Origin of the sequence: Streptomyces sp. NPDC006134 (assembly GCF_040628835.1) — a bacterium.
In the GTDB taxonomy this organism is placed as follows: domain Bacteria; phylum Actinomycetota; class Actinomycetes; order Streptomycetales; family Streptomycetaceae; genus Streptomyces.
Map to the genome: position 1 here is coordinate 1 of NZ_JBEXTV010000079.1, position 23,322 is coordinate 23,322.

The 23,322-nt window shown below is 64.8% G+C and carries 22 protein-coding genes and 2 pseudogenes; 11 read left to right on the forward strand and 13 right to left on the reverse strand.

The window, feature by feature from the left end:
* Window positions 1-242 precede the first annotated feature (242 nt).
* Window positions 243-551 (forward strand): hypothetical protein, encoded by a 309-nt coding sequence (locus ABZ340_RS33360; RefSeq protein WP_358785623.1) that lies wholly within the window; start codon window positions 243-245, stop codon window positions 549-551.
* A gap of 231 nt (window positions 552-782) precedes the next feature.
* Here ABZ340_RS33360 and ABZ340_RS33365 read toward each other — a convergent pair whose 3' ends face one another.
* The 3 genes from ABZ340_RS33365 to ABZ340_RS33375 form a co-directional block, all read right to left on the reverse strand.
* A complete protein-coding gene (locus tag ABZ340_RS33365; protein WP_358785624.1) occupies window positions 783-974 on the reverse strand; it encodes a hypothetical protein in 192 nt (63 codons plus the stop codon).
* A gap of 113 nt (window positions 975-1,087) precedes the next feature.
* A complete protein-coding gene (locus tag ABZ340_RS33370) occupies window positions 1,088-2,221 on the reverse strand; it encodes a hypothetical protein (RefSeq protein WP_358785625.1) in 1,134 nt (377 codons plus the stop codon).
* 80 nt (window positions 2,222-2,301) lie between these two features.
* A complete protein-coding gene (locus ABZ340_RS33375) occupies window positions 2,302-2,694 on the reverse strand; it encodes a hypothetical protein (RefSeq protein WP_358785626.1) in 393 nt (130 codons plus the stop codon).
* 500 nt (window positions 2,695-3,194) lie between these two features.
* Here ABZ340_RS33375 and ABZ340_RS33380 point away from each other — a divergent pair, with 500 nt between their 5' ends.
* The 3 genes from ABZ340_RS33380 to ABZ340_RS33390 are packed head-to-tail and all read left to right on the forward strand — an operon-like array spanning window position 3,195 to window position 5,226.
* On the forward strand, window positions 3,195-3,518 hold the full coding sequence (locus tag ABZ340_RS33380) for a type VII secretion target (protein WP_358785627.1): 324 nt from the start codon (window positions 3,195-3,197) through the stop codon (window positions 3,516-3,518).
* Window positions 3,519-3,520: 2 nt separating this feature from the next.
* Window positions 3,521-4,780, forward strand: a complete 1,260-nt coding sequence (locus ABZ340_RS33385) for an amidase domain-containing protein (protein WP_358785628.1) — start codon at window positions 3,521-3,523, stop codon at window positions 4,778-4,780.
* A complete protein-coding gene (locus ABZ340_RS33390) occupies window positions 4,780-5,226 on the forward strand; it encodes a hypothetical protein (RefSeq protein ID WP_358785629.1) in 447 nt (148 codons plus the stop codon). Before ABZ340_RS33385 ends, ABZ340_RS33390 begins: the two co-directional genes overlap by 1 nt.
* A gap of 922 nt (window positions 5,227-6,148) precedes the next feature.
* On the opposite strand, the gene ABZ340_RS33395 is transcribed toward ABZ340_RS33390, so the two are convergent.
* Entirely contained in the window at window positions 6,149-6,955 is an 807-nt protein-coding gene (locus ABZ340_RS33395; protein WP_358785630.1) for an IS5 family transposase, read from the reverse strand.
* A gap of 306 nt (window positions 6,956-7,261) precedes the next feature.
* Here ABZ340_RS33395 and ABZ340_RS33400 point away from each other — a divergent pair, with 306 nt between their 5' ends.
* The 6 genes and pseudogenes from ABZ340_RS33400 (at window position 7,262) to ABZ340_RS33425 (ending at window position 11,814) form a co-directional block, all read left to right on the forward strand.
* Entirely contained in the window at window positions 7,262-7,588 is a 327-nt protein-coding gene (locus ABZ340_RS33400) for a hypothetical protein (RefSeq protein WP_358785631.1), read from the forward strand.
* Window positions 7,588-8,880, forward strand: coding sequence for a putative T7SS-secreted protein (locus tag ABZ340_RS33405; RefSeq protein WP_358785632.1), 1,293 nt, complete (start codon window positions 7,588-7,590; stop codon window positions 8,878-8,880). Before ABZ340_RS33400 ends, ABZ340_RS33405 begins: the two co-directional genes overlap by 1 nt.
* 37 nt (window positions 8,881-8,917) lie before the next feature.
* Complete coding sequence (locus ABZ340_RS33410; protein WP_358785633.1) at window positions 8,918-9,619, forward strand: hypothetical protein; 702 nt, start codon at window positions 8,918-8,920, stop codon at window positions 9,617-9,619.
* A 12-nt stretch (window positions 9,620-9,631) separates the two neighbouring features.
* Complete coding sequence (locus ABZ340_RS33415; RefSeq protein WP_358785634.1) at window positions 9,632-10,261, forward strand: hypothetical protein; 630 nt, start codon at window positions 9,632-9,634, stop codon at window positions 10,259-10,261.
* A gap of 83 nt (window positions 10,262-10,344) precedes the next feature.
* Window positions 10,345-11,138: pseudogene (locus tag ABZ340_RS33420) on the forward strand (IS5 family transposase).
* A gap of 424 nt (window positions 11,139-11,562) precedes the next feature.
* Window positions 11,563-11,814 carry a hypothetical protein gene (locus ABZ340_RS33425; RefSeq protein ID WP_358785635.1) on the forward strand — a complete coding sequence of 84 codons (252 nt, stop codon included), beginning with the start codon at window positions 11,563-11,565 and terminating at the stop codon, window positions 11,812-11,814.
* A 655-nt stretch (window positions 11,815-12,469) separates the two neighbouring features.
* On the opposite strand, the gene ABZ340_RS33430 is transcribed toward ABZ340_RS33425, so the two are convergent.
* Both ABZ340_RS33430 and ABZ340_RS33435 read right to left on the reverse strand, forming a co-directional pair.
* Entirely contained in the window at window positions 12,470-13,819 is a 1,350-nt protein-coding gene (locus tag ABZ340_RS33430; protein ID WP_358785636.1) for a S8 family serine peptidase, read from the reverse strand.
* Window positions 13,816-14,640, reverse strand: a complete 825-nt coding sequence (locus ABZ340_RS33435; protein WP_358785637.1) for a hypothetical protein — start codon at window positions 14,638-14,640, stop codon at window positions 13,816-13,818. Before ABZ340_RS33435 ends, ABZ340_RS33430 begins: the two co-directional genes overlap by 4 nt.
* 179 nt (window positions 14,641-14,819) lie before the next feature.
* Here ABZ340_RS33435 and ABZ340_RS33440 point away from each other — a divergent pair.
* A pseudogene (locus ABZ340_RS33440) lies at window positions 14,820-15,324 on the forward strand (transposase family protein).
* 17 nt (window positions 15,325-15,341) lie between these two features.
* On the opposite strand, the gene ABZ340_RS33445 reads toward ABZ340_RS33440, so the two are convergent.
* From ABZ340_RS33445 to mycP (ABZ340_RS33475), 7 genes are all read right to left on the reverse strand, one after another.
* Complete coding sequence (locus ABZ340_RS33445) at window positions 15,342-16,754, reverse strand: hypothetical protein (RefSeq protein WP_358785638.1); 1,413 nt, start codon at window positions 16,752-16,754, stop codon at window positions 15,342-15,344.
* Window positions 16,754-17,860 carry a WXG100 family type VII secretion target gene (locus ABZ340_RS33450; RefSeq protein ID WP_358785639.1) on the reverse strand — a complete coding sequence of 369 codons (1,107 nt, stop codon included), beginning with the start codon at window positions 17,858-17,860 and terminating at the stop codon, window positions 16,754-16,756. The genes ABZ340_RS33445 and ABZ340_RS33450 overlap by 1 nt, the downstream gene beginning before the upstream one ends.
* Window positions 17,861-17,874: 14 nt before the next feature.
* Window positions 17,875-18,213, reverse strand: a complete 339-nt coding sequence (locus tag ABZ340_RS33455; protein WP_358785640.1) for a hypothetical protein — start codon at window positions 18,211-18,213, stop codon at window positions 17,875-17,877.
* Window positions 18,214-18,387: 174 nt separating this feature from the next.
* The gene (gene mycP, locus ABZ340_RS33460; protein WP_358785641.1) at window positions 18,388-19,755 is read right to left on the reverse strand and encodes a type VII secretion-associated serine protease mycosin; all 1,368 of its coding nucleotides are present in this window, start codon (window positions 19,753-19,755) and stop codon (window positions 18,388-18,390) included.
* Window positions 19,756-19,823: 68 nt separating this feature from the next.
* On the reverse strand, window positions 19,824-21,377 hold the full coding sequence (locus tag ABZ340_RS33465; protein ID WP_358785642.1) for a hypothetical protein: 1,554 nt from the start codon (window positions 21,375-21,377) through the stop codon (window positions 19,824-19,826).
* Between the two features lie 39 nt (window positions 21,378-21,416).
* Window positions 21,417-21,770 carry a hypothetical protein gene (locus tag ABZ340_RS33470; RefSeq protein WP_358785643.1) on the reverse strand — a complete coding sequence of 118 codons (354 nt, stop codon included), beginning with the start codon at window positions 21,768-21,770 and terminating at the stop codon, window positions 21,417-21,419.
* A gap of 73 nt (window positions 21,771-21,843) precedes the next feature.
* Window positions 21,844-23,031 (reverse strand): type VII secretion-associated serine protease mycosin, encoded by a 1,188-nt coding sequence (gene mycP, locus ABZ340_RS33475; protein ID WP_358785644.1) that lies wholly within the window; start codon window positions 23,029-23,031, stop codon window positions 21,844-21,846.
* Window positions 23,032-23,322 lie beyond the last annotated feature (291 nt).

Consider the following 23,322-nt stretch of genomic DNA (forward strand, 5'->3'; position numbering starts at 1 on the left):
CCGAGTACGAACGCGACGGGCGGCGACAACAGGAAGCCTCCCCGCAGTCCGCCTGAAACAAGATCACCGGACTCTACGAAACTCGGGGCAGCTCACCTGGATCGAGCGCACCTACCACCGCAGACGGCGCCAGGTCCGCCTGGGCCGATTGACGCCCATCGAGTACGAAACCATCATGGCCCCGCACACAACACTCGCTGCGTAAACCCGACTGTCACCCGATCACGCAGCAGTCCCGAGCGATGGTCGGCGCATTGGTCGGCTTGGTGGGGCACCGCAGCAACGGCGCCCGGATCGGCGGGGCCGTTGTCGCCGCGCTCGGCGCCTTCTTCGGCTACACCAACGCCCTTCTGCTCATCATTGCTGAGAGCAGCGCGCCCACGGCCATCTTGGACACGCTTGGATACGACCCCTTCTTCCCTGCCAAGGCTTGGTGGACCGACGAGACTGGCGGCGGGGCGGACTTGTTCTCCCCACTCGGCCTCCTGGTCGCCGCAGCCGCCGCCTGGGGTCTCGCCCACGTCGTCGGTGACAGGCACCGCCGGGCGTGACACCGCATCGGTGCCGGTTCGAATCGCCGCCCGGGCCAGGTCGGCAGCCCCTGCCCTTGGCCCGAGTCCCACTCGCTGGGTGCTCCGTCAAGGTGTTCCGTGACCGGTACAGCGAGAAACCACCGCTGTACCGCTCGCCGACCCCCGCGGGCCGGCTGCCGGCCGGGGCACGACGGCCCTCCCATCACACCGACCGAACTGCCGGCGCCCTCGCCTGGCAAGCCGTCCACGTCATGTGCTCTCCATAGACGCCAGCGCGAGCGTCAACGGCAGTACGGCACCGGCGAGTCCGAGCGCCGCCGCCGCCATCCCCGCACGGATCTCCCGTTTCCCCCGGATACCGAGGTACGCGGCAATCGGCGAAAGGACGTAGGTGATGAGAAAGCTGAAGTGCCAGCCTTCCTCCACGGTGAAGAAGACCATGATCCCCCAGAAGCACGGGACCGCCACGACGCTCAGGTAACAAGAACGTGTGAGGAAACGCTCAAGATCGTCTGCCCCACCGGGAAAACCCATGTCCCTGACCGCCCTCTCCGCTACACCGCCCGGTGGTCGTAACCACCGGTGCCTACCTGGGGAAAACCGTCTGCCGCCGAGAATCCGTTGACGGCCGCGGACATGGCCACGCCGAGCGCGCTCAGTGCCGCCGCGAACGTGTCGAACGCCTTGGCCGCCTCGGCCCACATCTGCATGAGCCGCACCGCCTGCGCCGCGGCCAGCGCGAACATGGCCACCGACGCGGCCTGCCCGCCGACGGGGATCGCGTTGACGGCCTGCGCCGCGAGCAGGTTGACCAGCCAGATGACGAGCAGGTCGCAGAACATCACCAAGAACGACTTGAGGAACTCGGCGAACTGGAACGCCATCTGCGCTGCCTGGGCATAGCTCTCCTGCAGGGACTTGAAGGTCTCCTTGATCTCGTCGAGTTTCTTGCTGAACTCGTCGAAGTACACGGTGGCGGCGTTCGCGGCGTTGCCGTCCCAGCTGAGAGCGACATTCTGGTTGCCCTTGCGTACGTTGGCGGCCACCGCTTCACAGAACGACGCCAGGTTGCCCCACGCGTCGGAGCAGTCGTTGTACTTGTTCCAGTCTCCGAACACCCAATTCGTCGCAACGGCGAAGGGGTCGAAGTCGAAGAGCAGCTTGGACGCCTCCACCGCCATCGCCGAGGGACTGCCCAGGTCGAGAACGCTGCCGAGCGTCTTCTGCACCGGGTTCATCTTGTACTCGTCCGCGTGGCCCGAGGCATACTTAGCGAAAGGGTTGTTGCTGTCTCCGCCCGGCGGTTTCAGCGTATCCGCGGCGTCGCTGGCGTCGGAGAAGTCGTGCGCATCACCCCCGGAGCCACCTGCCGACACCTTGGAACCCGGATAGGTGGCGTCGAGTTTGGCCGCCTCGTCCCGGTCCGTCTCCCGGTAGTACCTGGCCGTGCCCGCCAGCTCCTTCTCGGACGCCTCCAGGACGCTCTTGACCTTCTCCAGAGCCTTCTTGGCCTCGCTCACATAGCGATCGTGGTCACCCGCGACGAGGTCCCAGGCGTCCCCGCCCATCGACTTGTCGATCTGTGTATGCGTACCTGCGTACGACACGGCCTGTGCGCTGCCGTCCGCGGCACGTCCCACCAGCTTCGAGAAGCCGTCGATCGCACCGGGTTCCACACGGAAGTTCAACTCTCCCCCAACACCTGCATCAGTTGCCCCGCCGACAGGCCGGCCACCGGGCACGGTCACTCGCCACCGGATACAGCCGCTCAGTACAAGGACCAGCCACGCCCGTCGTGACGCGCCTTCGCACCCGACCGGTTCTCGGACTCCGCACGCCGCTCTTCCTCGAACCGTCGTTCCCCCTCCGCCGCGAGCGCGTCACGCTCGCTGTCGGACAGGGAGGCCCACTTCTCGGCAAGCGGAGCTGCTTGCTCGACGGCCTGCTCGGCATAGGCCGACACATGGGCCGCCTCGCGCAGCCCCATACGCCCGGAGAGGACCTCCTGAGCCATTTCCTTGAGCGTGTCGCCTCCCAGACCTGAGGCGAGATGTTCCAGGGACTGCCGCAGGATCCTGGCCTGGACGGCGTCCTGCTGGGTCATCTCCAGAAACTCGGATTCGTCTACGCGCCTGTCGGAACGCTCGGGGGTGCTGTCCAAGGGATACCTCATCGGAAGGATCGGCATGGGTTGGCCAGCGTGAACCTACCAACGCATGCGCGAGCGCTTCAACACACAGCCGACACGGGAACCTCGCAGGCTACGTCAGCTCAACACCGGCCGTCCGTCACACGGCCTTCCAGGTGCCCCTCTTGGGGAACCTGAAAGGCTCCTTCCTGGACGATTGCCATGAACTCAATTCTTCGTATTCCGCCTGGAACAGCCATGAATACACCCAACCCCTTTCGAGAACGAATTCCGCACACATGACCTTGTGGTCTCGCACAGGGTCCGACACCCGGATGTGGAGATCCAGAGGAGAACCGTGTGATCGGCTGTGCAGGGACTCCCAAGGCCAGGAACTGGGACCCCGCGAAGGCCGGATGCCCCGTACGATGGCCGCCGCATTCGAACGAATCCGAGTTCAACTGCAACTGCGAGCCTGAAATGCGCCGGTTCATCGGTTCTAGCAACAGCCTGTTCGTATCGGGGGAGTCTCCATGGCAGACGTCGATATCAATGCGCCTCAAGTGCGTGCCGTGGCCGACGACACGGAGTCCTTGTCCCGCCAAGTGATGAAGCGCCTCAGCCACTCCCTCGACACCAGCGACGACGTCTACGGCTCCCACTACGGCAACGGCTGGGAGAGCCCGGTCCAGCTCAAGGTCTGTGCTCTCAAGTGGGAGGAGCACATGATCTCCCTCGCCAAGCGGATGGGGGAGCTCAGCCGGAAGCTGCGGGAGTCCGCGGACGGCTACGACCGCGCGGACGCCGAGGCGGAGTCGCGGCTGCGGGCCGGCCTCGACGACCTGGGGAGGGCCTGACCGTGGTCTCGTACGCGGGGATCAACAACGCCCGTCCCGGGAAGTGGGCGACCGCCGCCGACGAATGGCACGCCCTCGCCAAGTACGCGCTGGACGCGGCCAAGGACCTGCGCGAGTACGGCGCCAAGCCCCTGAAGGACAACTGGACGGACGAGGTCGGCGCCACGGCGGCCGCCGAGTTCGAGCGGCTCGCCGACCAGCTGGAGGCGGCGTACGACATCCTCCTCGCCGTCAACATGGTCGCCGACGGCATGACGACCACCCTCGAGACCGCGCACAGCACCATGCGGGAGGCGGTGGAACTCGCCACCCGCTACGGCCTGGAGATCGGCGCCGACGGGACGATCACCGGCCCGTCCCCGCGCAGCCGCATGGAGGCCGAGGAGATGGGCCCGTACCGGACGCAGGTGCAGGACCTCATCGACCAGGCCGTGGAACAGGTCACCACCGCCGACAGGCTGGCCGCCGCCGAGTTCGCCAAACTCGCCGGTCAGACGGGTGTCACCGACCCCTCCAAGGCGCTCAACGACCTCCAGACGCACGCCTCGCACGTCCAGATGCAGATGCTCGCCGCCGACATCCCGGTGGACGAGGACCCGACGACGGTCCGCAACTGGTGGAACGGCCTGTCCGCCCAGCAGCGCAAGGACATGATGCTGGCCCAGCCGGTCGCCCTCGCCAACCTGGACGGCATCCCGGCCGACGTACGCCGGGAACTGCGCGGCAACGGCAAGTACGACCGCGTGAAGCTCGTCGAGTACGCCCTCGCCCACTGGGACAAGGAAGACCCCACCGACTTCGGCAACAACTGCACCAACTTCGTCTCCAACGCCCTGCTGCACGCGGGCATGAGGGAGAAGACCAGCATCTGGGGCACCTCGGACGACGACTCCTGGATGATCGGGAACCGCACCGGCGTCGACTCGGTCGACAAGCGGCTCGCCTACTCCGACACCTGGGCCGCCGCCGAGAACCACCAGAACTTCATGCTCAAGCACGGCGGCACCGAGGTCCCCCGCTCGGAGGTGAGACCGGGCGACATCATCTACTACGAGCAGTCCGGCCCCAACGACGCGATCGAGAAGGGCAACACGCACCACGCGGCGATCGTCACCGCGGTGATGCCGGACGGCGAGATCAAGTACACCCAGCACAGCGACTCGTACCGGAACGTCAGCCTGGAAGGCCGGCTGCCCGCGACCGAGAAGCACGAGGGGCAGCAGAACATACGGATCGTGCGCCCCAACCCGGACTGGTACTGATGAGCACACCCACGCACCCCGCGCCGGCCACCACCGCCGCAACCCCCGCCCCCTCCTGGCGCCGCTGGTCCCTGCTGGTGCCGGTCCTGGTCGCCGCCTCGGCGGGGCTGCTCGCGGCCCACTTCTCCTTCGAGGGCGACACTTTCCGGAACTGCCGGTACCTGGGGCCGTCGACACGGATGTACGTCACCGCCTGGGCCGCCCCGGTGTGCGGCCTGGCCGCCCTGCTGCTCCTGCTGTCCCTGCGCCGCCGGGCGCACCGGCGGGGGCAGCGGCCGGGGTCCGTGTGGCAGGGGCGGGTGGCCGTGGCGGCCTCGTGCCTGGTCCCCGTACTGCTGCTGGCGCAGCTCGCCGCCCTGTACTGGGTGTACGGACCGGACCCCTCCGGCGGACACGACTGCTCGGGCCTGACGCTGGTCCAAGAGCGGGCGGCCGCACGCCCCTGAACAACGCTTTGGCACCACTACCTCATGGACGCATCACGGCTATGGAATCCCGAGGCAGGTCGGCACCCCTACGGCATCCGTTGTCGGCCCGAACACAGGCTGGACCTGTGACGTCCCCGGCCACGACGCCTCCACGTTTCCAACCATCTCCTTCCACCGTTGGTGACAGGCCGGCACCAACTCGTCCGGCAAAGCTTCTCTGGCAAGGCCCCGACCGTATCGGCCACTGCCCAGGAGCGGTTTCGCCATCGACCACAAGTCCGCCCCTCAGAGCGCGTCCTGGCAATACGGAGGGTCAAGAGCCTGGACCATAACCAGGGGTCAGGCCCGGCGGCCCGCACCGGAGCCCCGTACGAAGTTCAGGCAGCACTCCGAAAGACCAGCGCGTCGGACCGATGAGCGAGACCCGGCGTCATCGGGCCACGGCACCACCGCGGCCGGGACCGATCGAAGGCGCCGGCCTCCTGCCATCCGTTCAGCCACCAACGAACAGCCCTGTCCCAGGCCGCCTCCCGCCTCCGTACCAGGAGCGGCGGTTACGCCGGTACACAAGATGTACCTGACGCCCTGCAGCCACAACCGATCGCCACCGGGTCGCAGCTCCGGGCCTCCTCCACCCAAACGGCAACAGCGCCCCTTTTCCAACTTGCTGACTGGACTGGGTAGTTGGCCTGATAGACAGATGAAGGCCCTGGTAGGTGGGTTTTCGACCAAGAGGACCACCTGCGCTGGAGGCTTTGCTCGCTTGTTCCTCCGTTCGGCATCGACGTGTCCACCTCTGCCCTGCGCTTCCTATCCGCTCGCCTGCGAGAGCGCCACCGCACCCTCGGCGCCCGTTGGCGGCTCCTGAGTACGGGCCGACAGGCCCTGCTCACTCTCGCCCTCCTCCACAGCGACCGCACCTGTACTCAATGAACCTCTTTCATCCTGAATAGTTGCAGGTCAGGAGTGTGTGGACGGCCTGGACAATGGTGCCGATGCGGCGGGTGGAGCATCTGGCTCGCCGGAGCAGTCGCCAGGACTTCAGCTGCGCGAAGGCGCGTTCGCCGGGGGCTCTCAGTCGGGCGTGGTCGCGGTTGAACTGCTGGTAGTGCTCGGGCTGTTCGCGGTGGTGGTAGTACGGGGTACGGAACGTGGCGCCGGCGCCCTGGTAGGCGCGGTCCGCGAGAACGAGGATCTGCCGGGTCAGGCAGGCCTGGACGATGCCGTGGGCACGGGCCGCGGTCAGGTCGTGGGTTCTGCCCGGCGTCGCGCGGGAGAACCAGAGCGGTGTGCCGTCGGAACGGGTGATGACCTGCACGTTCATGCCGTGCTTGCGGTGCTTCATCGAGTAGTACGGCTCGTCCGCGCGGATCCGGTCGGCGGGGATCAGGGTGCCGTCAACGATGACATGGTCGCCCTCACCGAGCCCGGTGAGGGCTTCATGAAGGCCGGGCGCCCATGAGGCCAGAACATCCAAGGCCTCGTCCACGTACCGCCAGGCGGTGGCCTGCGATATACCGAAACCCGCTCCGAGCTGCGAGAACGTCTCGTTCTTACGCAGATGCACCAGCGTGAGCAGCGCCTGCTTGAAGCAGCCGAGCTTGCGCCAACGTGTGTTGCGGACCCGACGGTGTTCGTACAGCAGCCAGGCGACATGCTCGACGAGCTCGTGCGGGACGTCGAGCGTGGCAGGATACGGAACCAACAGGGCCCCTTCGGTCGCCGGTGTGCTGAGTGGAATCACCACGCCAACGACGAGGGGCCCTGCCTCGTCACCACACCCGCTGACCAGCCCATTTCACCCTCCAGCGCAGGATGAAAGAGGTTCAATGAGCGGGACCTGTGCGGTGATGCGCGACCGCCGTCTCATCGTCACTCCACACAAGCCACGGTGATCAACGGTGGCCGCACTCGTTCCCGCGCCAAGTCCCAGCGGCAAGATCATGCTCTACAGCTAGAGTGCTAACCTGCCCGGTCATTGGGGTCTCGTTGACGGACCATTCGCCACCACGGATTCGGTCGGCAATCCAGCAACCACTTCAGGAGTCTTTTCATGGGGGATCATTTCAAGACGGATACGGACCAACTGGGGCAGTTCCTTAAAATCCTAGAAGGCTGTGTCAGGGATCTGAACGAGGCACGGGCTGCTCTGGCTCACGTTCGCGCCGACCAAATCGGGACCAAACGTCTCGATGAAGCTTGTGATGGATTTCAGGAGCGCTGGAAGTACGGTTCCGAGCAGACCAAAGAAATGGTGGAAGCCGTCAGCGAGGGCGTGAAGTCGAACAAGAAGGCATACGAAGAGGTAGAAGACGCTCTTGAGGAAGCCTTCAAGAAGATGGCTGAGCAGGAAACCTCAAGACAGGGGGGAACAAATTAATGGCCGTGAACCCTTACCCCAACCTCGGCTGGAATCCTGTACCCGGCATCCCGAGTGAGGTCAATGCCCTGAAGCAGAAGGTGGCTTCGGCCGCCACCGCGCTGCGTAGCTGTCACACACAGCTCGACAAGCTGATCGGAGAAAGCAGCTATTGGGAAGGCGACGCGGCGAAGGCGTTCCGAGAAGCCATCGACGGCGAACTGCCGACCTATATCAAGAACGCCGCCCGTTCATTGGAGAAGGCGGCGGCGCAGCTGGCCAACTGGGACGGCCATCTGACGTCCAACCGTGACTTGGCGCAGAAGTACGACGATGTCGCGGCCGAAAAGAAGTCCGCGATCGCAACAGCCAAAGAACGTCACGCCCGGGCAGAGAAGCATCCGGACCTCGGGCTCGCCGGCCAGCAGTTCCCCACGCAGGAAGAAGCCGATGCGGCGACTGCGCGGCTGCGGGCGGCTGAGCGCAGCCTCAACGAAGCGACCCTTGCGCTGAACAAAGCCAACGGCGAGTACGAGGACGTCATCGCGAAGGCTCGGGAGCTGGAGACCACCCATGCAGACCATGCGGAGACGGTCGCCAAGTCACTCGATGACGCCACGGACAAGCTGGCGCCGAAGGAACCTGGTTGGCTGAGCAAGGCTGTTGATGCCATCTGGGATGGCATCAAGGCAACCGGTGAGTTCCTGCTGGAACATGCCGGGACCATTGGTGCGATCGCCGGCCTGCTGGCGCTCTTCCCTACCCCGCTTGCACCGTTGTTCGCGGGCATTGCCCTGGTGGCAAGTGGGGCTTCCATGGCCAAGAACTTCGCCGACCCCGAGTTCAGAGACGCCTTCCTGCCATGGGGGGATAAATTCGGATGGAATATGGACACTTTCTCCGCCTATGCCTCCTTCGGCTGTGACGCACTCGGCATGATTCCCGGCGGGAAGGCGCTCGGTATGGCAGGCCGAGAAATCGCCGACGGTCTTCGCATGGCCGACAGCATGGGTGTAGCCGTGAAGAACACCGAAAAGGTGACCGAGTTCACTCGGGAGTTCGGCCACGTCTTCAAGACAAGCGCCAAGACCAGCGTGGACGATGCCTGGGACGCGGCAGCCGGTAGTGCCACTGGTTCTGCCAAGCTACTGGGGAACATCAGTGCCAATGGCCTCAACGTTGCGGCGAACTCCCTTTCCTCCCTCGAAGCGGAAGGGGTACTGCCGGAGGAAGGCAGCTCCCACAACGCTGCAGAGCTCACCAAGGCCGGAGCCGGTCTTTACGGCCTCGCCGGAATGCTGAGACTCGTATGACACACGCCGTCACAGACCCAGGAAGGCAGATCGTCCGGTGACCGAGCTCATGACAGAGCCAGCGAGCGAGCGGGAGTCGGCCTTCTGGTACGCGATTCCGCACGGCTACCTGCAGTTGGATCTCGATCCTCCGGTGGAGCAGATCGAGGGACTGATTCGACAGGTGCTGAGCCTGCCGGACGAGATGCGCAACCGTGCGGAGGAAGTCCTACGGTTCTACGCCGGTGTTGTCACCTCGCTGAATGCGAACCGTGTACAAGCCTGTCTGATCGGTTCACATCCGGATGAAACCGGTGGGATCGCCTTCTCCGTGCTCACCGTCTCGACAGTGCCGGCAACCGGGGGAAACGCCAAGCTGGTGATTGCCGACCTGGCGGGCACAGCCGCCAGCAACCGCGACGAGGGCATGCGTCCCCTGGAACTACCGTGCGGCACGGGCTTCCTCGCCGAGAAAAAGATCATCACCACCGCACCAGGCAGGTCACCAGAGGGAAGTGACACCCCTCCGCAAGGCAGGGTCTGGCAAGGGACGGTCGCGGTGACAGGAAGCGGCACCGCCGACATCATCGTGATCCAGCTGGTGACGGCCTCCGTAGAGCTCGCCGATGACTACAGGAACATCCTGCTTGGCGTCGCGCACACGGTGACATTCACCGATCCCTCACTGCCCACGATGAAGAGTGGTGCAGATCCCGATCCGGGGACTGTGGCCGCCTCGATGCGCAACGACTTCGGGTGAGGAGAGGACCACATGACGAGCCCAACGGCGGCACCCGATATCGAGCAGGTGCTGAAGCACAACAAACGCGTGTGGGCGAGGCACGTCACAGGGCGTGTCGCTCTCGGTCTGGCCTTGATCGCGCTGTCGTTCGTGCTGCACGCAGCGGGAGTCCCGGACTCCTTCTTCACAGCACTTCCCGTCCCCGCCGGACTTTTCGTCCTGCTGTTTCTGTTTCTCCGGACCAGGCACGGACGGCGTCTCGCCGCCTGTGAGAGAGTGCTGCGCACCTACCCTCTCGAATACCACACGCGCGTGGTGAAGAAGAGCGAACAGTGGCTTCTGCTTGGCAATGTGTTCACTGTCAAGGTCTCCACCCGCGGCCAGCACGGCGCACCGCTCATGCGCGCGATCAACGCGTCAACGGTCCGACGATGGCCGAAGGGCACCGAAGACGGGGGTGCTTGGTTCGCCGGTGATCTCCCCTTTGGCGGAGTCATGATCGTCCCTGGCACCAACGATATGTTGTTCATGCAGCCATCGGACTGGCAAAAGTTCGCCGACGAGCGGGAGCGGGCCAACCCTTCACGTATCGCTCGGGCGCAGCAGGCCGGACTGAATCAGCTGGTGGAGAAGGAACCGAACATGGTTTACGCCTATTAGGAATTTCCGTCAAATGCTCTTCGGTCGGGAATCATGGTCGGATGATATGTCGCCATGGACTGTCCGATGCGGAGTAGGTCTTCGTGGAGTCGTCGCTGCCCCGGTCTGAGCGGGGCAGCAGGCGGCTGGATGACCGGACAGTCCTCAACGGGACCATGTGGAATTTCCGGACCGGGGTGTCCTGACGGGACGTGCCCGAGCGGTACGACTCCTGGGCCACGCTGCACACCTGCTTCCGTCGATGGGCCAAGGACGGCACCTTCGAGCGGATGCTCCGGACCGCCCAGGCGAAGGCTGATATAGCCGGGGACATTGAGTGGCTGGTGTCGACTCCACGATCGTCCGGGCTCACCAGCACGTGGCCAGGGCACGAGAAGGGGGCTCCGCAGCCCGGGGCTCGACCGGTTCGGAGACGGTCTGATCAGCCAGGTCCACCTGGCTTGTGACGCTCTGAGTCGACCGCTCGCCTTCACGGTCACCAGCGGGAACACCAACGACTGCACGCAGTTCACCGCCGTGATGAAGGCGATCCAGGTGCCCCGGCTCGGGCCGGGACGGCCCCGGGACCGACCCGGCCACGTCATCGGCGACAAGGGCTGCACAGTTCCAAGGCCAAGGCCATACGCGGCCGGCTGCGGCGACGGGAAATCCGGCACACCGTCCCGGAACGGTCCGGCCAGAGGTGCTGCCGGATCCGGCGCGGCAGCCACGACGGACACTCGCCGGCCTTCGGCAAGCAGGTCTACAAACGGCGCAACGTCGTCGTACGGTGCTTCACCGCCTCAAGCAGTGGCGCGGCATCGCTACCCGCTACGACAAGACCGCCGAGTCCTGCCAAGCAGCCGTCACCCTCGCATCACTGCTGATGCAGGCATGACATTTGGCATCAATTCCTAGATGGTGCGGCCGGCTTGTAGGCCTTAGTCGCGTCCTCCGCAACTACCTGCGCGTGCACGGAATCTGTCCCGACGCGACCGCATACCCCTGTATCCGCTACACACCACAGCACTGGCAACCTCAGTCCACTCCGTCCCGGCCAATTTCCCCCAAGGCCGAGTGCCGGGCGGTCGCCATGACCGCCCGGACAACCCCGGCGCCCGGGCCCATTGTGTCGACGGCACGGACGGCGCCACCGACGCCACCGATTCGTCCGCGTCCCGGCAGCACTTCATCGGTACCGCGGGTTTCTGCGCTCCGGTGAGGCCGAGCAGATCTGGCCGCCGACGACCATCGTGTTCCGGGGCCTGGCCGTACGAGCCACCCCGAGGTGCGGCACCACCACACCGCATGGAAGGGACCCCATGTCGATCCTGCTGACTGGCCACCGGACCTGGGCCGGACGCCTGGAGACCCCCGAGTCCCCCGCCGTCGCGGACGGTGACCAGGACGCCATCCGCGACCTCGTCCAGGGATATGACATCGGTGAAATGTTCGCCGTCGAGTTCCATGTCGACAGCCACAAAGACGCCATCCAGCGCGCCTACGAGATCTACGTCGCCGCCGACGAGGCCGAACTGATCGACGAGGTGGAAGGCTTCGAGCCTGCCACCTGACCGACGCGACGCACGCACCACCCGCGCCACACCGGTCCGGACGGGCGTGCTCCTGTGTCTCGGTCTTCCGGCCCGACCTGTCACCGCCCCTCACAAGCATCGGCTCGACGGCACAGGCCCGCCGACCAGCCAGGAGGGCCCAGCACCCTCGGAGGGCGCGGGTGCGGGCCGCGTGCGTCGTCCAAGCGGTCCTTTCCGATCGCAGGCGCCGGCGTCGGGGTGCGAGCCCCCCAGCCCTTCCCATGAGCGGGACGTGAGCGGGCCAGGGCGGAGCCGAACGTTCTCGGACAGCGTCGGCAGCCGGCTGATCGGCGGGCAAAGCCGCTCGGGGCGGTGCCAGCGCTGAAGTGCGGGTGCGCGGGCCAGTGTTACGGGCCTGGCCCGTACAGCGGTCGGCCCGCGCCCGGTTGAGGACAGTCAAAGGCCCGGTGGCGAACGGCTGATCAGCCGAGGCACTCGCCGAGCAGAAGAGCGCCGACGAGGACCGGCGAGGCCATGCCCGGGAGGTTGGCGGAAGGACATCAGGGACCGTCGCCCCTGCGGCGGGGCGGCACGGTGGGTTCCTTCCTCAGGTCCCGGGCACGGCACAGGCGTTTTAGGTCTTCCAGGTCCATGGGGTCCAGGATCCCTGGTTCCCGTTCCGCACCGCCGAGGTCTACTCCCGGGGCGCCCACTGACCAGGCGGCGGGGCGGGCTGCTGGTACGGGTTCTGCTGCGGCAGGCCTGGCGGCGGAGCGAACTGTTGGTACGGGTTCTGCTGCGGCAGGCCCGGCGGCGGGGCGAACTGTCCGGGAGGGCCGGTGGGCGCGCCGAGCCCGCCGGCACCGAGGCGTCCCTGCTGTTGCAGCCGGCGACCGCTCCGGAAGAGCAGGAAGCCACCGAGCATGATGACGAGGGCGACGAAGGCTCCGGCGGCCGCGATCCCGAAGTACGCGGGATCCAGCCCCTGGGACACCATCTTGGGCGTGCCGTCGTCTCCGGGGCCGAAGTGCGTGCCGGCGCCGGCCTCTCCGATCGGCACCGCCTTCTGCGGAGTGAGCCTGGCAGCAGCCTTCAGGGCAGCGTCCGCGTCGACCATTCCGTAACCGGTCTCCACGGTGGGGCCGCTGGAACCGTGCGAGGCGGTCTCCTCCAGGACCTGCGCCACTTGGCGCGGAGCGAGATCGGGGTACTTCGAGACGATGAGTGCACTCACCCCCGCGGCGAGTGCACACGCTGTCGAAGTCCCGTCCCCGGGCTTGCGCCCGCTGGAACGGGAGTCCGCCGCGTTGATGTCGACGCCCGGGGCCGCGATGTCCACGTAGGAGTGGACGGACGAAAACGACGCGCGTGATCCGTCCGGGAGGGCAGCCGCCACACCGATGACGCCCGGGTAGGCGGCGGGGTAGGAGATGATATTGTCCTCTCCTTTCTCGACGTTCCCCTCGTTGCCGGCGGCGGCGAGGAGTACGACGCCCTTCGACAAGGCGTACTCGACGGCCGCGACGTCGTCCTTGTCAAGGGTGTTCCAGACGCTGCCGGACCCCAGGGACATCGAGATGACGTCGGCGCCGTGGTCCGTCGCGTAGGTGATCGCCTGCGCGATGGCGCGCCCGTTGTCGGAGGAGCCGCCCTGCTCCATGGCCTCTTCCGGTGTCTGGTAGGCGGGATCTTCCGGATCCCGGATGACCCGCAAGCCGAGGACCTCGGCTTCGGGCGCGACGTCGAGGACGCTGGACGCCATGGCCGTGCCGTGGCCGCCATACCAGGGCTCGGACTTGTCGTCCCCTCCACCGAGGAAGTCCGGTCCTTCCTTGGCCCGGTGCTTCAGCTCCGGGTGGTCGGTGCGGATGCCGGTGTCGAGGACCGCGACGGTGACGCCTTCTCCTCGGCTCACGGACTGGGCCGCCGGGACGGACATGGCGGGCAGCTCCCACCCCTTGGGGAGCGCAGCGGATGCCGTCGAGGCGCCGGCGACCGTCAGCGAGACTGCCAGCACGGTGCTGGTGACGAGTCGTCGGATCACTTGCCCCTCATCCTTCGGTCCAGGTCCTCGGCGTACACCCACGCGAGGGCTTCCGCCATGCTGCGGTACGGCTGCTTCTCGCGATGGGCCATGACGTCCCACGGCTCGGGCAGCTCGCCGACCGAGCGGGCGGAATCCGTGGGGCCGGTCGTGACGGCCACCAGGTAGGGCGAACCGGCGGTGAACAGCTTCTGCGCGGCGCCGCCGAACGCCATGTCGTCACTCCACTCGGCAGCCGGAGTGCCCGGAACCGCCAGCGGCCGGACAGTCGGAACGCGGAGGCTGTTGGAAGCCTCGGACTGGCCTCTCTCGATCGACGAGGCGATCGAGAGAGCATCATCGACCGATCCGGCCACCACGAGGCCGATCGTTGCCGTCATCTCGCTGCCCAGGTCCGTGTAGGTGGCCCGGAGGACAAGCTTGCACCTGTCTTTCAGGGCCTTGCGCACGAGATACTCCGTGAAAGTGTCTTCACAGGAGTCGGCTTTCTCCGCGATCCCCTGCCTCACCCAAAGCTGATGCGTTCCGGCGGTAGTAATCCAGGTGAGACGATCGGGGAACAACTCGTCGCTCGCCATGTTGTGCCAGGCTGCGGGAATGAAAGCGTCGTTGGAATCCCGCTGCGCGGCGTTTTGAAAATTCTTGAATACGGTGAAACCCGCCCCCAGCAGAGGGACCACTCCGATCAGGATCAGCAGGACACCGAAGATCTTGCGGACGCGGCCTCTCGGCTTCCCGGGCGGCACGGCCTGGGGCAGCGGCCCCGGCATCTCAGGTGCCGCCCCGGGAGGTGCATGCCAATAAGGTTGATTGGATTGCACGGATAAATCCCTTTCGCGCTGCTCACGGTCATTGAGGAGTGCAACACTCCGCCAACGAGGTGCAACAAACGTTTGCCTCACTTTAGTATCGTGGCAGTGAACCTCTTTCGTCCTGCGTTGGAGAGTGAAAGAGACAGGTCATCTAGGGTGGTGACGAGGCAGGGCCCTTCGTCGTCAACGTGGTGATTCCACTCAACACACCGGTGGCCGGAAAGGGCCCTGTTGGTTCCGTAGCCTGCCACGCTCGACGTCCCGCACGAACTCGTCGAGCATGTCGCCTGACTCCTGTACGAGCATCGCCGTGTCCGCCGAACTCGCCGGCGCAAACCCGGCTGCTTCAAGTAGGCCCTCCTCTCCCTCGTCCACCTGCGTAAGAACGAGACGTTCGCACAGCTCGGAGCTGGTTTCGCGATATCTGAGGCCACCGCCTGGCGCTACGTCGACGGAACCCTGGAGGTCTTCGCCTCGTGAGCGCCCGGCTTGCAGGAAGCCCTCACCGGTCCCGGCGAAGGCGACCACGTCATCGCCGACGGCACCCTCATCCCCACCGACCACACCGGCGAACGAGCCTTCGCCCTTCTCAAGACCTGGCGCATCATGCGACGAGCACGCTGCTCGACCCGCCACATCAGCCGTACCGTCCAAGCCATCCACGTACTACTGACCTGCGACTACGCAGGATGAAAGAGATTCATCAACAGTCATACTGTGGATGACTTCTTGGAAGTGCCCTCACTCAAATACACTCCGCTGGCGGAGATCGCTCCCAGGAACCCGATGATCCCCGCTGCACTTCGCCAGCCGGTTGCTACGTCGAAAGTCAACAACGCGGCGCAAGCGATGACCACTACACAGATCTGCAAAATCAATGAATCAATGACAAGAGGCCAAGAAGAGCGGAAATCAAACAACCGCAGAGATTGGTACTCACTCTGAGCAGGGGCCATCTTCTCAACAGAGACACCGCTGTCATTCAGTGATCGCGCCTGGGCAACGCTCATCATTCCGTGCACCACCAATCCTGTGTCGAACACCAACACCGCGGGTGTTCGACTCGGAGAGATCCGTGAAGCACGCACTCCGCGATGAGCGTCCCAGCACAGCCAGAGCTTCTCGCCTACCATCACTTCCGGCAGACCGCGCTTTCCGAGGTCCGTATAGAAGTGCACCCATCCGGCGTCTGTCCGGACTTCTAGGTAGACGGCCTTTCCCGAAGATTCCTGGCCAGCCTGAACACCAGGTCCTGCGACGCGGGTGTAGCGCCCCCGAATGGATTTGTCTCTCTCCCCCAGATGCGCGTACGAACGAGAACCATGTTTGGCCGACACCCAAGTGACGGTGACGAAGCAACCGAGTACCCATGCGGCGATGAAGAACCAGCGCATGTACGCGGGCATTGTTTCCCCGCGAACTTGCCAGCCGAGGCTGTACTCGTCTCCCGCTACCGCTCCCAGTCGCGGCTGTGCGGGCGCATACAAGACCTCTACCGGGTCACCAGGGTGCAACAACTTGTTGGTCGTCGCCTTGACCGTTACCGACACAGGCTCACCGCCGGCTTTGACGGGCAGCTGGACAACCACCGTCGCCGTATAAGGGTCCTTTCCTCTGGAGGACTTCCGTCGGACATCGCTGACCTTTTCCGCCCGCGCAACTCCGAACTCAGCTCCGGCCGAATGGATGTGCTCCACCAGTTCCGATCTCTGCGGCGTTCCCAGAGCCAGTGCGGAGATCCCTACCAGCACAGTGGTGATGCCGATACCCCAGGCAAGGCTCCGAAGCTGCTGTCCTCGCCTTGAGGGGAGCACCCGTGGCAGCGAGATCAGTTCTCTGGCTGAGCCATGTACCTCTTCGGCCGTTTGAGTGCATACAGCTGTGGCGATCTCTCTGAACGACCGCCGTCCCCCTGACGACCGTTGCTGCAGCGCGATCACCACGACGCAGATCAGCACGCAGCCGAGGCAGAGCAGAATCAGCTCCCGCCGAAGCTCTGGGGCGGTACCGAACAGCCACAGCCCAAGCACGGACATCGTCGCCAGAAATCCCAGACCTGCACACCACCCGCCTGCCCTGGAAGCCGCTTTGAAAGGCATACGAGGCGCTTTCGCGTAAATCATCAGCCGAAGTCCTCGCGAATGCGGTCCGTCGCCGCGCTGCGGTCGTCCTTCAGACCCTGTTCGGCAGCCTTCTGAGCCTCTTCTGCGCTTTTGTCCACGCCGCCGAATCCGTCCTTCGCAGTGTTCGCGGAAACGCCCCCAGCCACGGGAACGGAGGCGCCGAAGGCGGTATCGATCGCGGTCTGCTGATGCTCCGGCCGATCTCCGCCAGGAGAAAATTCGTTCTCGTTTTTCAGGCCTCGGGCCATGTCGTCAAGGCCCCTATCGACTGCTCTGGCTCCGCCACCGAGGCCGCCAGCCGCACCTCCGGCGATACCGGTGACGAGGCTCTGCCTGATGTCGTAGTCCTCACCCTTGCGCAAGGAGTCCAGGTAGTCTCCCGACATCCCTCCAGCCGCACCGCCGGCAATCCCGCTGGCGATCTCCTTGCCGCCCAGCGCGGTCACGGCCTTTCCTGCGGCGGTCCCGACGGTCGCCCCCGTCAAGCCTCCGATCATGTTGGTCTTGACTTCCCAACCCTTGCCGCTGAGCTGGCTGGTGAGCATGCCCCCGGCAGTGCCACCAGCCCAGTTCAGCACGCCTTCAGCGAGGAGTTTCCCTGCTTTTCCCGAGTTGTACAGAGCACGGAACGCGGTGCCGATCGCCCGTAGGAGCCTGCCCAGACGACCCGCAGCGTCGAGAGCTCTTGTAACCAACATGGTGACTCGCGCCGTGCCGACCGCCGCCGAGACACCCAGCGTGAGGAACGACATGCCCACCGAAACGCCGATGGAGATCCCGATCTCCGTGTAGATGTCGTGAATCTCTTCGTTGACCTCACGAATACTCTTGGCGGCATCCTCGAGGCCCTTGGCGGCTTCGTCGAAGTCGTCCGTCGCACTCAGCACGGCGGCCGCGAACTGGTCCCAATGAGCCTGGAAGGCATCGGCTGCCTCACCGCGCCATGTGTGCCCGACCGTTGCCTTGACGCCCTTGTCCAGATCCTTGATCAAGCTTTCGACATCAGATTTCAGCTGACGCCACGCCTTGGCCGCGGCTTCCAACTCGTCCGGGCGGCCACCAGGATTGATGACCTCGATGCCGAGTTCGATGATCTCCTCGGCCACGGACTCGTTCCCGCTCACCTGTCACCATCCGCTTGCTTCCCGAAGAGGACCGCAAGGTCGTCGTCGGTGACCTCGGTGTCCTTGTTCACTTTCCGCAAAGCGTCGGCGATCCTGTCCAAGTGCTCATACACGGTCTTCATGGCACTGGCGACATCCGCAGAGTAGGAGATATAAGCGGACGTGACCTCCGCCGACTCCGTCAGGACGCCGAAGCCGTCAGTGATCGCTTCTTCCCCTGTCTCTTCCTCGAACTTCTTGAGGTAGTCCCTTAGGTCGTATGCCTGCAGTTCGAATTTGCGGGCCAGTTCCCTACCTGAACCGGGCTCGTAATATGAGGTTCCGCCGTCAGTCATTTCTTTCTTTCTTGGTGGTGGACATGCTACGAGCCAGAGCACCGGAACCATCACCTGCCCATATGGCCCCGCTTCGGTCAGGCCGGCTACGGCGCCACCTGATGGCAATGCGGAACACCACGGGAACGCGAGGACCGCGATGACCAAAAGCCCTAACTTCCGCTGGAAGGTGACCTACTGCCCTTGGTGAGGAGGTCGTTGAGCATAGGGGTTGGGATTCTGCGAAGACTGCCCGGGGTGTACAGAACTTCCTTGCCCGGGAGTCATGTGGGGGTACGGCTGGTAGCCCGCCGGGGGCTGAGGCGGGTAACCCGTTCCGTGAGGAGGAGTTCCACCACCGGAGCCGGGTCCCCCACTGCCGCGGTTTCGGCGGTTGCGGATTACTACGAAGAGGGCAGCGATGACGACCACGACGGCTGCGATGCCAGCGATGAGGAGAATGCTGCCCGAGGAAGAATTCTTCTTTTCCTTGGCCTGATCCGCGCTGTCATTGCCGTCGGTGGCAGGACCGGAGTTCGTGGACGATGGCGCCTGAGCGAGGGGGCCCTCCTTGGGGCCCTTGGGGATGTCCATCGTCAGCGCCATATACGGACGGATGATGCCGTAGCCGTACTCGTCATCGGGCACCTTCTTGACATCGTGGTCGAGGAACGTGGCCGATTTGATCAGGCGGTTGATTACCTGGCCTGCGGTAAGGCTAGGATATTTCGCCCGGACCAGAGCAGCAGTCGCAGAGACATACGCGGTAGCATCGGAGACGCCGGTGCCTTCTGCATATCCACTGGACTGACTAGTATCCGCTCTAGCGATATTCACCCCAGGCGCGGCTAGTGTTACTCCCGAGCCGAAATTAGAGTTCTCCCAGACTTTCAACGACTCATCAACGGCGCCTACCGCCACCACTCCCGGAAGCTTAGCCGGGTACTCTAGATCCGCATCTCCATCATTTCCCGTTCCTGACACTACAACAACATCGTGCTGCAGCGCATACTCGATCGCTTCTGCCCCCTTAGAGCCCGGAGAGGAGAAAGAATCGGCAAATGATAGGTTGATCACACCTACACCTTGATCAACCGCGTATCTGACTCCTTCTGCCCACTGATCGCCATTGAAATCGTCATCAACGGAGTCAGCGGCCTTGATCGGGAGGATTTTGGCCTTCGGGGCCAAGCCGATGACACCTGCCGAATTGTCCGCCCCATGCCCGTGGCCAGCGATGATACTCGCCATCCCAGTGCCATGACCGTCGGTGTCGTCCTGAGGATCTCCGGCGTCCCCAGTGACGTCCCTACCCTCTAGTACCTGACCGGTCAAGTCAGGATGGCTGCCGTCTACCCCGGTATCGACGACTGCAACCGTAACGCCCTGCCCCTGTGATTCCGTCCAAACCTTCTTGAAATCCATGACGTCTATGACCCACTGCTTATCGCGGACGTAATCTGCTGAAGCAGTGGATGCCGTGGTGAGGAGCAAGGCTCCTGTCAACGCCACGACTCCTGTCGTGGACCAGAGTCGCTTGACAACCAATTCCTTGCTCCTCACTCAACTAAGACTGGTAGCGCCAGCCTTCACAGCAGACCGGAGCCAATTCCCCCGGTCCGCTTACCTGCCTACTCGATGGTTCGAGGAACGTTACGGTTACGATTCTCTTCCGAGATCCAGGTCTCTTCGTCCTCGACCAAGTAGTCGGGACGGTCACTCCGGCTGTTCTCTTCTTCGGACCGCCGGCCGTTCCGGCCGCCCATACCACCGGCTCCGCCCGCCATAGCACCACGTTGCGTTCCGCCCCGACTGCCGTGCAAACCCGCACCGCCACCGGCGCCCTTGCCAGTGACTCCATTGGCTGCGCCGACCACTCCGCCACGGGACTTAGCGAGGGCTCCCCGACCGCCAGCGCTTCCGCCACTTCGACCAGCCCCGCCAGCTCCGGCGCCCCCCACACCGCCCATACCGGCTCGGCCTCCGGTACCGCGGCCGGCTGCCACGCCCCCCCCAGCCAGTCCAGCGCGACCGCCCGGGACTCCGACGCCGCCGCGTGTGGCAGCGCCCCGTCCCAGGCCGGACATACCGCCAGGAGCCACGATGCCAGGTCCCTGGGCTCCACCAGTACCGAGACCACCGCCACCACCGCTGATACTGGCAGAGCCAGCGCTGGGCCCGGTCCCCGTCAGACCTGGGGAAATGCTGTCCACCTTCGTTCGGGTTGACGGAAGCTGAGAACCTCCTGTAATACCCACAGCACGGGAAACCGCAGGTGTTGACTTTATGCTGCTCGTGGGACCTGCGCTCCAAGGCTTGTTACCTGCGCCAGCTGCACCCGGTCCTCCTGCCGAAGCGCTTGGCACAGCAATCGGGGGAGGCATCGTCACATCGTTACTGGGGGGCGCGATGCCTCTCTCATCATCGCGGCCACCAAGGCCGCTCTTCAGATTCTTCGCATAAACCTGGTAGTTGGCCGCCAGCTCCTCCATCACCGCCACAGCCTGAAGTCGCCGCTCCATCTGAAGCGAAAGCTGCTTCTCGTTCGCCTTGGCGACCGTGTCGGCGCTAACGCCCGCAGCCATGTCCTTCTTCATCTGGGAGTCGTCCCAGTCGTCATTGAGCTTGTCGCTCCCGCGCTCAAGCAAGGACGGTTCCTTGATGTCCTCCATCTTGCTCTTGGCGGCATCGAGGTCCTTGCTGATCGCGAAGAGTTGCTCCGCCGTGAAGTTGGCGTGGGCAGCCCCGTTCCGAATCTGGGCCGCGATCTCGTTCGCCCTGCGCTTGAAGGCTTCGGCTGCTTGGCCTTCCCAGTGCTCCAGGGCGTTGTCGACAGCGGTCTGCAGCATGCCTGCGACGCTGTCCTTCGCGGAAACCTGGTCTACACCGCCGGCCTTGCCGTCACCGTCGCCACCGGACAGGATGTTGTGGACCGACTTCCAGTGGCTGCCAACCTCGGCAATTTTTCCGGGGTTGGAGTCCAGAATCATCTTGCGCAAGCCGTTGATCGAGTACGACATGAACTCTGTCTTGAAGGCGCTGCGGTCGATACCGCCGCCGTTCTGTGCGACCTTGTCGGACTCAATGAGGCGGTCATGTTCCCTTTTCTGCTCTGCCTCCCTTTCCCTTTCCTGATTCTCGACGTACTGCTTGCTTGCCTGAAGATCCGCTGCCGTGTCGGCCACGTCCCCACTCCCCTCGTCAGTGCTCTGTCCGGAACCCGACTATTCCGCCAGTCGGCCCTTCGGGGAGCCCCCCGAGTCACCGCCCATGCTGTGCTTGATCTCGTGCTCCTCGTCGTTGTACTTGTCTCGTACCTTCGAGGTCTTCGTGCTGAAGTCGTCGATCAAGTCGTGGAGCTTCTTGATGATCCCCTCGATCTTGACCTTCATCTCGCCTTGAGCCGAATGCAGCTCCCTGGCCTCTACGAAGTCACTGGCCTGACCGAAGGCATCCGGTGAGATTTCCGTGTCGTACCTGGATGTGGTGCCGGCCTTGTCCATGTCGTCCAGCAATGACCAGAGCTTGCGGATGACCTCATCCAGCGCGCTCAGGTCAACCCGCATTCCGTTGCTCATACCCCGTTGTCCTCTCCCCTGTTTCTCAAGTTGTCGGCACCTGATCGGTGACCAAGTCATTCACCCGGATGAGCTAACCCAATCGCCCAACCTGTCCAGCTCGTCCGCTCCGGCCACCCCGTCTGCTACGCCAGTCCCGCACAGCCACCCCACTCCCCGCGATCACCAGGACCAGGGCCAGCCCCGTGCCCAGCACGTAGATCGCTGTCCGGCGTTCCCGTTCCGCCTCGCTCTCCCCCATGGTCACCGCCATGGGAATGGCCCCGCCCGAGCCGGCCTCGACCGGCGGGTCCGGCTTCGGAGAGGTGCCCGGCGTGGACTCCTCCGAGAGGGCGGCGACCGGATCGACGACACCCCAGCCGATGAAGCGGTTGGGTTCGCGGCCCGGGCGCTGGGCGGTTTCCTCGATACGGGTGGCGATCTGGGCCGCGCTCCAGGTCGGGTACTTCTCCTTCAGAAGGGCGGCGACGCCCGCGACGTACGGAGCCGCGAAGCTCGTACCGTCGGCGGTGCACTGGCCTCCCTTGGGGACGGTGGAGACCATGCCGACGCCCGGTGCCGCGACGTCCACGAAGTCGCCCGACTGTGAGAAGAAGGCCCGTTCGTCGTTACGGTCGGAGGCTGCCACCGCCAGAACACCCGGGTAGGAGGCGGGGTAGGTCTTCGCGGACTTGCCGTCGGCTCCGTCGTTGCCGGCGGCCGCCACGATCAGGGCGCCCGCGTTCACGGCCGCCGCGACGGCGTTGCGCAGTTCCGTGTTGTCTTCCTTGTCCGCGGTGTCCGAAGAGATGTTGATGATCTTCGCGCCCTTGGCGACCGCGTCGCGGATCGCCTGGGACATGGTCCGCGAGTTGCCCTGCTTCTCCTCTCCGCCCGTGTAGCGGAAGGAGAGGATCTTGGCGTCGGGGGCCAGGCCCACGAAACCGGTCCCCTTGATCGGGCGGGCGGCGATGATGCCCGCGACCCGGGTGCCGTGGCCTTCGAGATCCTCGTTCGCGGAGCCGCCGACGTAGGACTTGCCACCGGAGGCCATGGCGCTGCGCAGTTGGGCATTGGAGTCGTCGACGCCCGTGTCGATCACCGCGACCGTGACGCCCTTGCCCGTCGCCTGTCCCCACAGCTGGTCCAGGAGAATCCGCTGGAGGGACCACGGCGTCGACTTGATGACGTCGCCTCCGAAGACGCATTCCGTGCTGGCCGACAGGCCGAAGTCCGGGCTTCCGGAGCCACCGGCGCCGGAAGCCGTGAGGCGGGTGGGCATCACCGTATCCGCCGATGCCGCCGTCACCGGTGCCGCTGTCGCCGGCAACGTCGCCGCGCAGCAGATGCCGGTGGCCGTGAGCACGCCGAAAACCCGCTGCAGTGCGCGGGTTCCACTCTTGCGGCTGCGTGAGCGGGCGGTCCGGCCCTCCACGTTCAGGCCCTCCATGTTCAGGCCCCCAGAGCTTCCTTGCTTCTTTCGAAGCTGGATCAGGTGTGCGTGACGGATGTGGCGAAAGGTGTGAATGTTTACAGAATGTGATGTGTGTGGTCCCGGGAGGATCATGTAAGG

Bases quoted from the DNA above. Each gene is read 5' to 3' on its own strand.
- ABZ340_RS33365 (WP_358785624.1), bottom strand. From the start codon at position 974: ATGGTCTTCTTCACCGTGGAGGAAGGCTGGCACTTCAGCTTTCTCATC.
- ABZ340_RS33455 (WP_358785640.1), bottom strand. From the start codon at position 18,213: ATGACTGACGGCGGAACCTCATATTACGAGCCCGGTTCAGGTAGGGAA.
- ABZ340_RS33470 (WP_358785643.1), bottom strand. From the start codon at position 21,770: ATGAGCAACGGAATGCGGGTTGACCTGAGCGCGCTGGATGAGGTCATC.
- ABZ340_RS33425 (WP_358785635.1), top strand. From the start codon at position 11,563: ATGTCGATCCTGCTGACTGGCCACCGGACCTGGGCCGGACGCCTGGAG.
- ABZ340_RS33415 (WP_358785634.1), top strand. From the start codon at position 9,632: ATGACGAGCCCAACGGCGGCACCCGATATCGAGCAGGTGCTGAAGCAC.
- ABZ340_RS33400 (WP_358785631.1), top strand. From the start codon at position 7,262: ATGGGGGATCATTTCAAGACGGATACGGACCAACTGGGGCAGTTCCTT.
- ABZ340_RS33445 (WP_358785638.1), bottom strand. From the start codon at position 16,754: ATGATTTACGCGAAAGCGCCTCGTATGCCTTTCAAAGCGGCTTCCAGG.
- ABZ340_RS33405 (WP_358785632.1), top strand. From the start codon at position 7,588: ATGGCCGTGAACCCTTACCCCAACCTCGGCTGGAATCCTGTACCCGGC.
- ABZ340_RS33390 (WP_358785629.1), top strand. From the start codon at position 4,780: ATGAGCACACCCACGCACCCCGCGCCGGCCACCACCGCCGCAACCCCC.
- ABZ340_RS33360 (WP_358785623.1), top strand. From the start codon at position 243: ATGGTCGGCGCATTGGTCGGCTTGGTGGGGCACCGCAGCAACGGCGCC.
- mycP (WP_358785644.1), bottom strand. From the start codon at position 23,031: ATGCCCACCCGCCTCACGGCTTCCGGCGCCGGTGGCTCCGGAAGCCCG.
- ABZ340_RS33380 (WP_358785627.1), top strand. From the start codon at position 3,195: ATGGCAGACGTCGATATCAATGCGCCTCAAGTGCGTGCCGTGGCCGAC.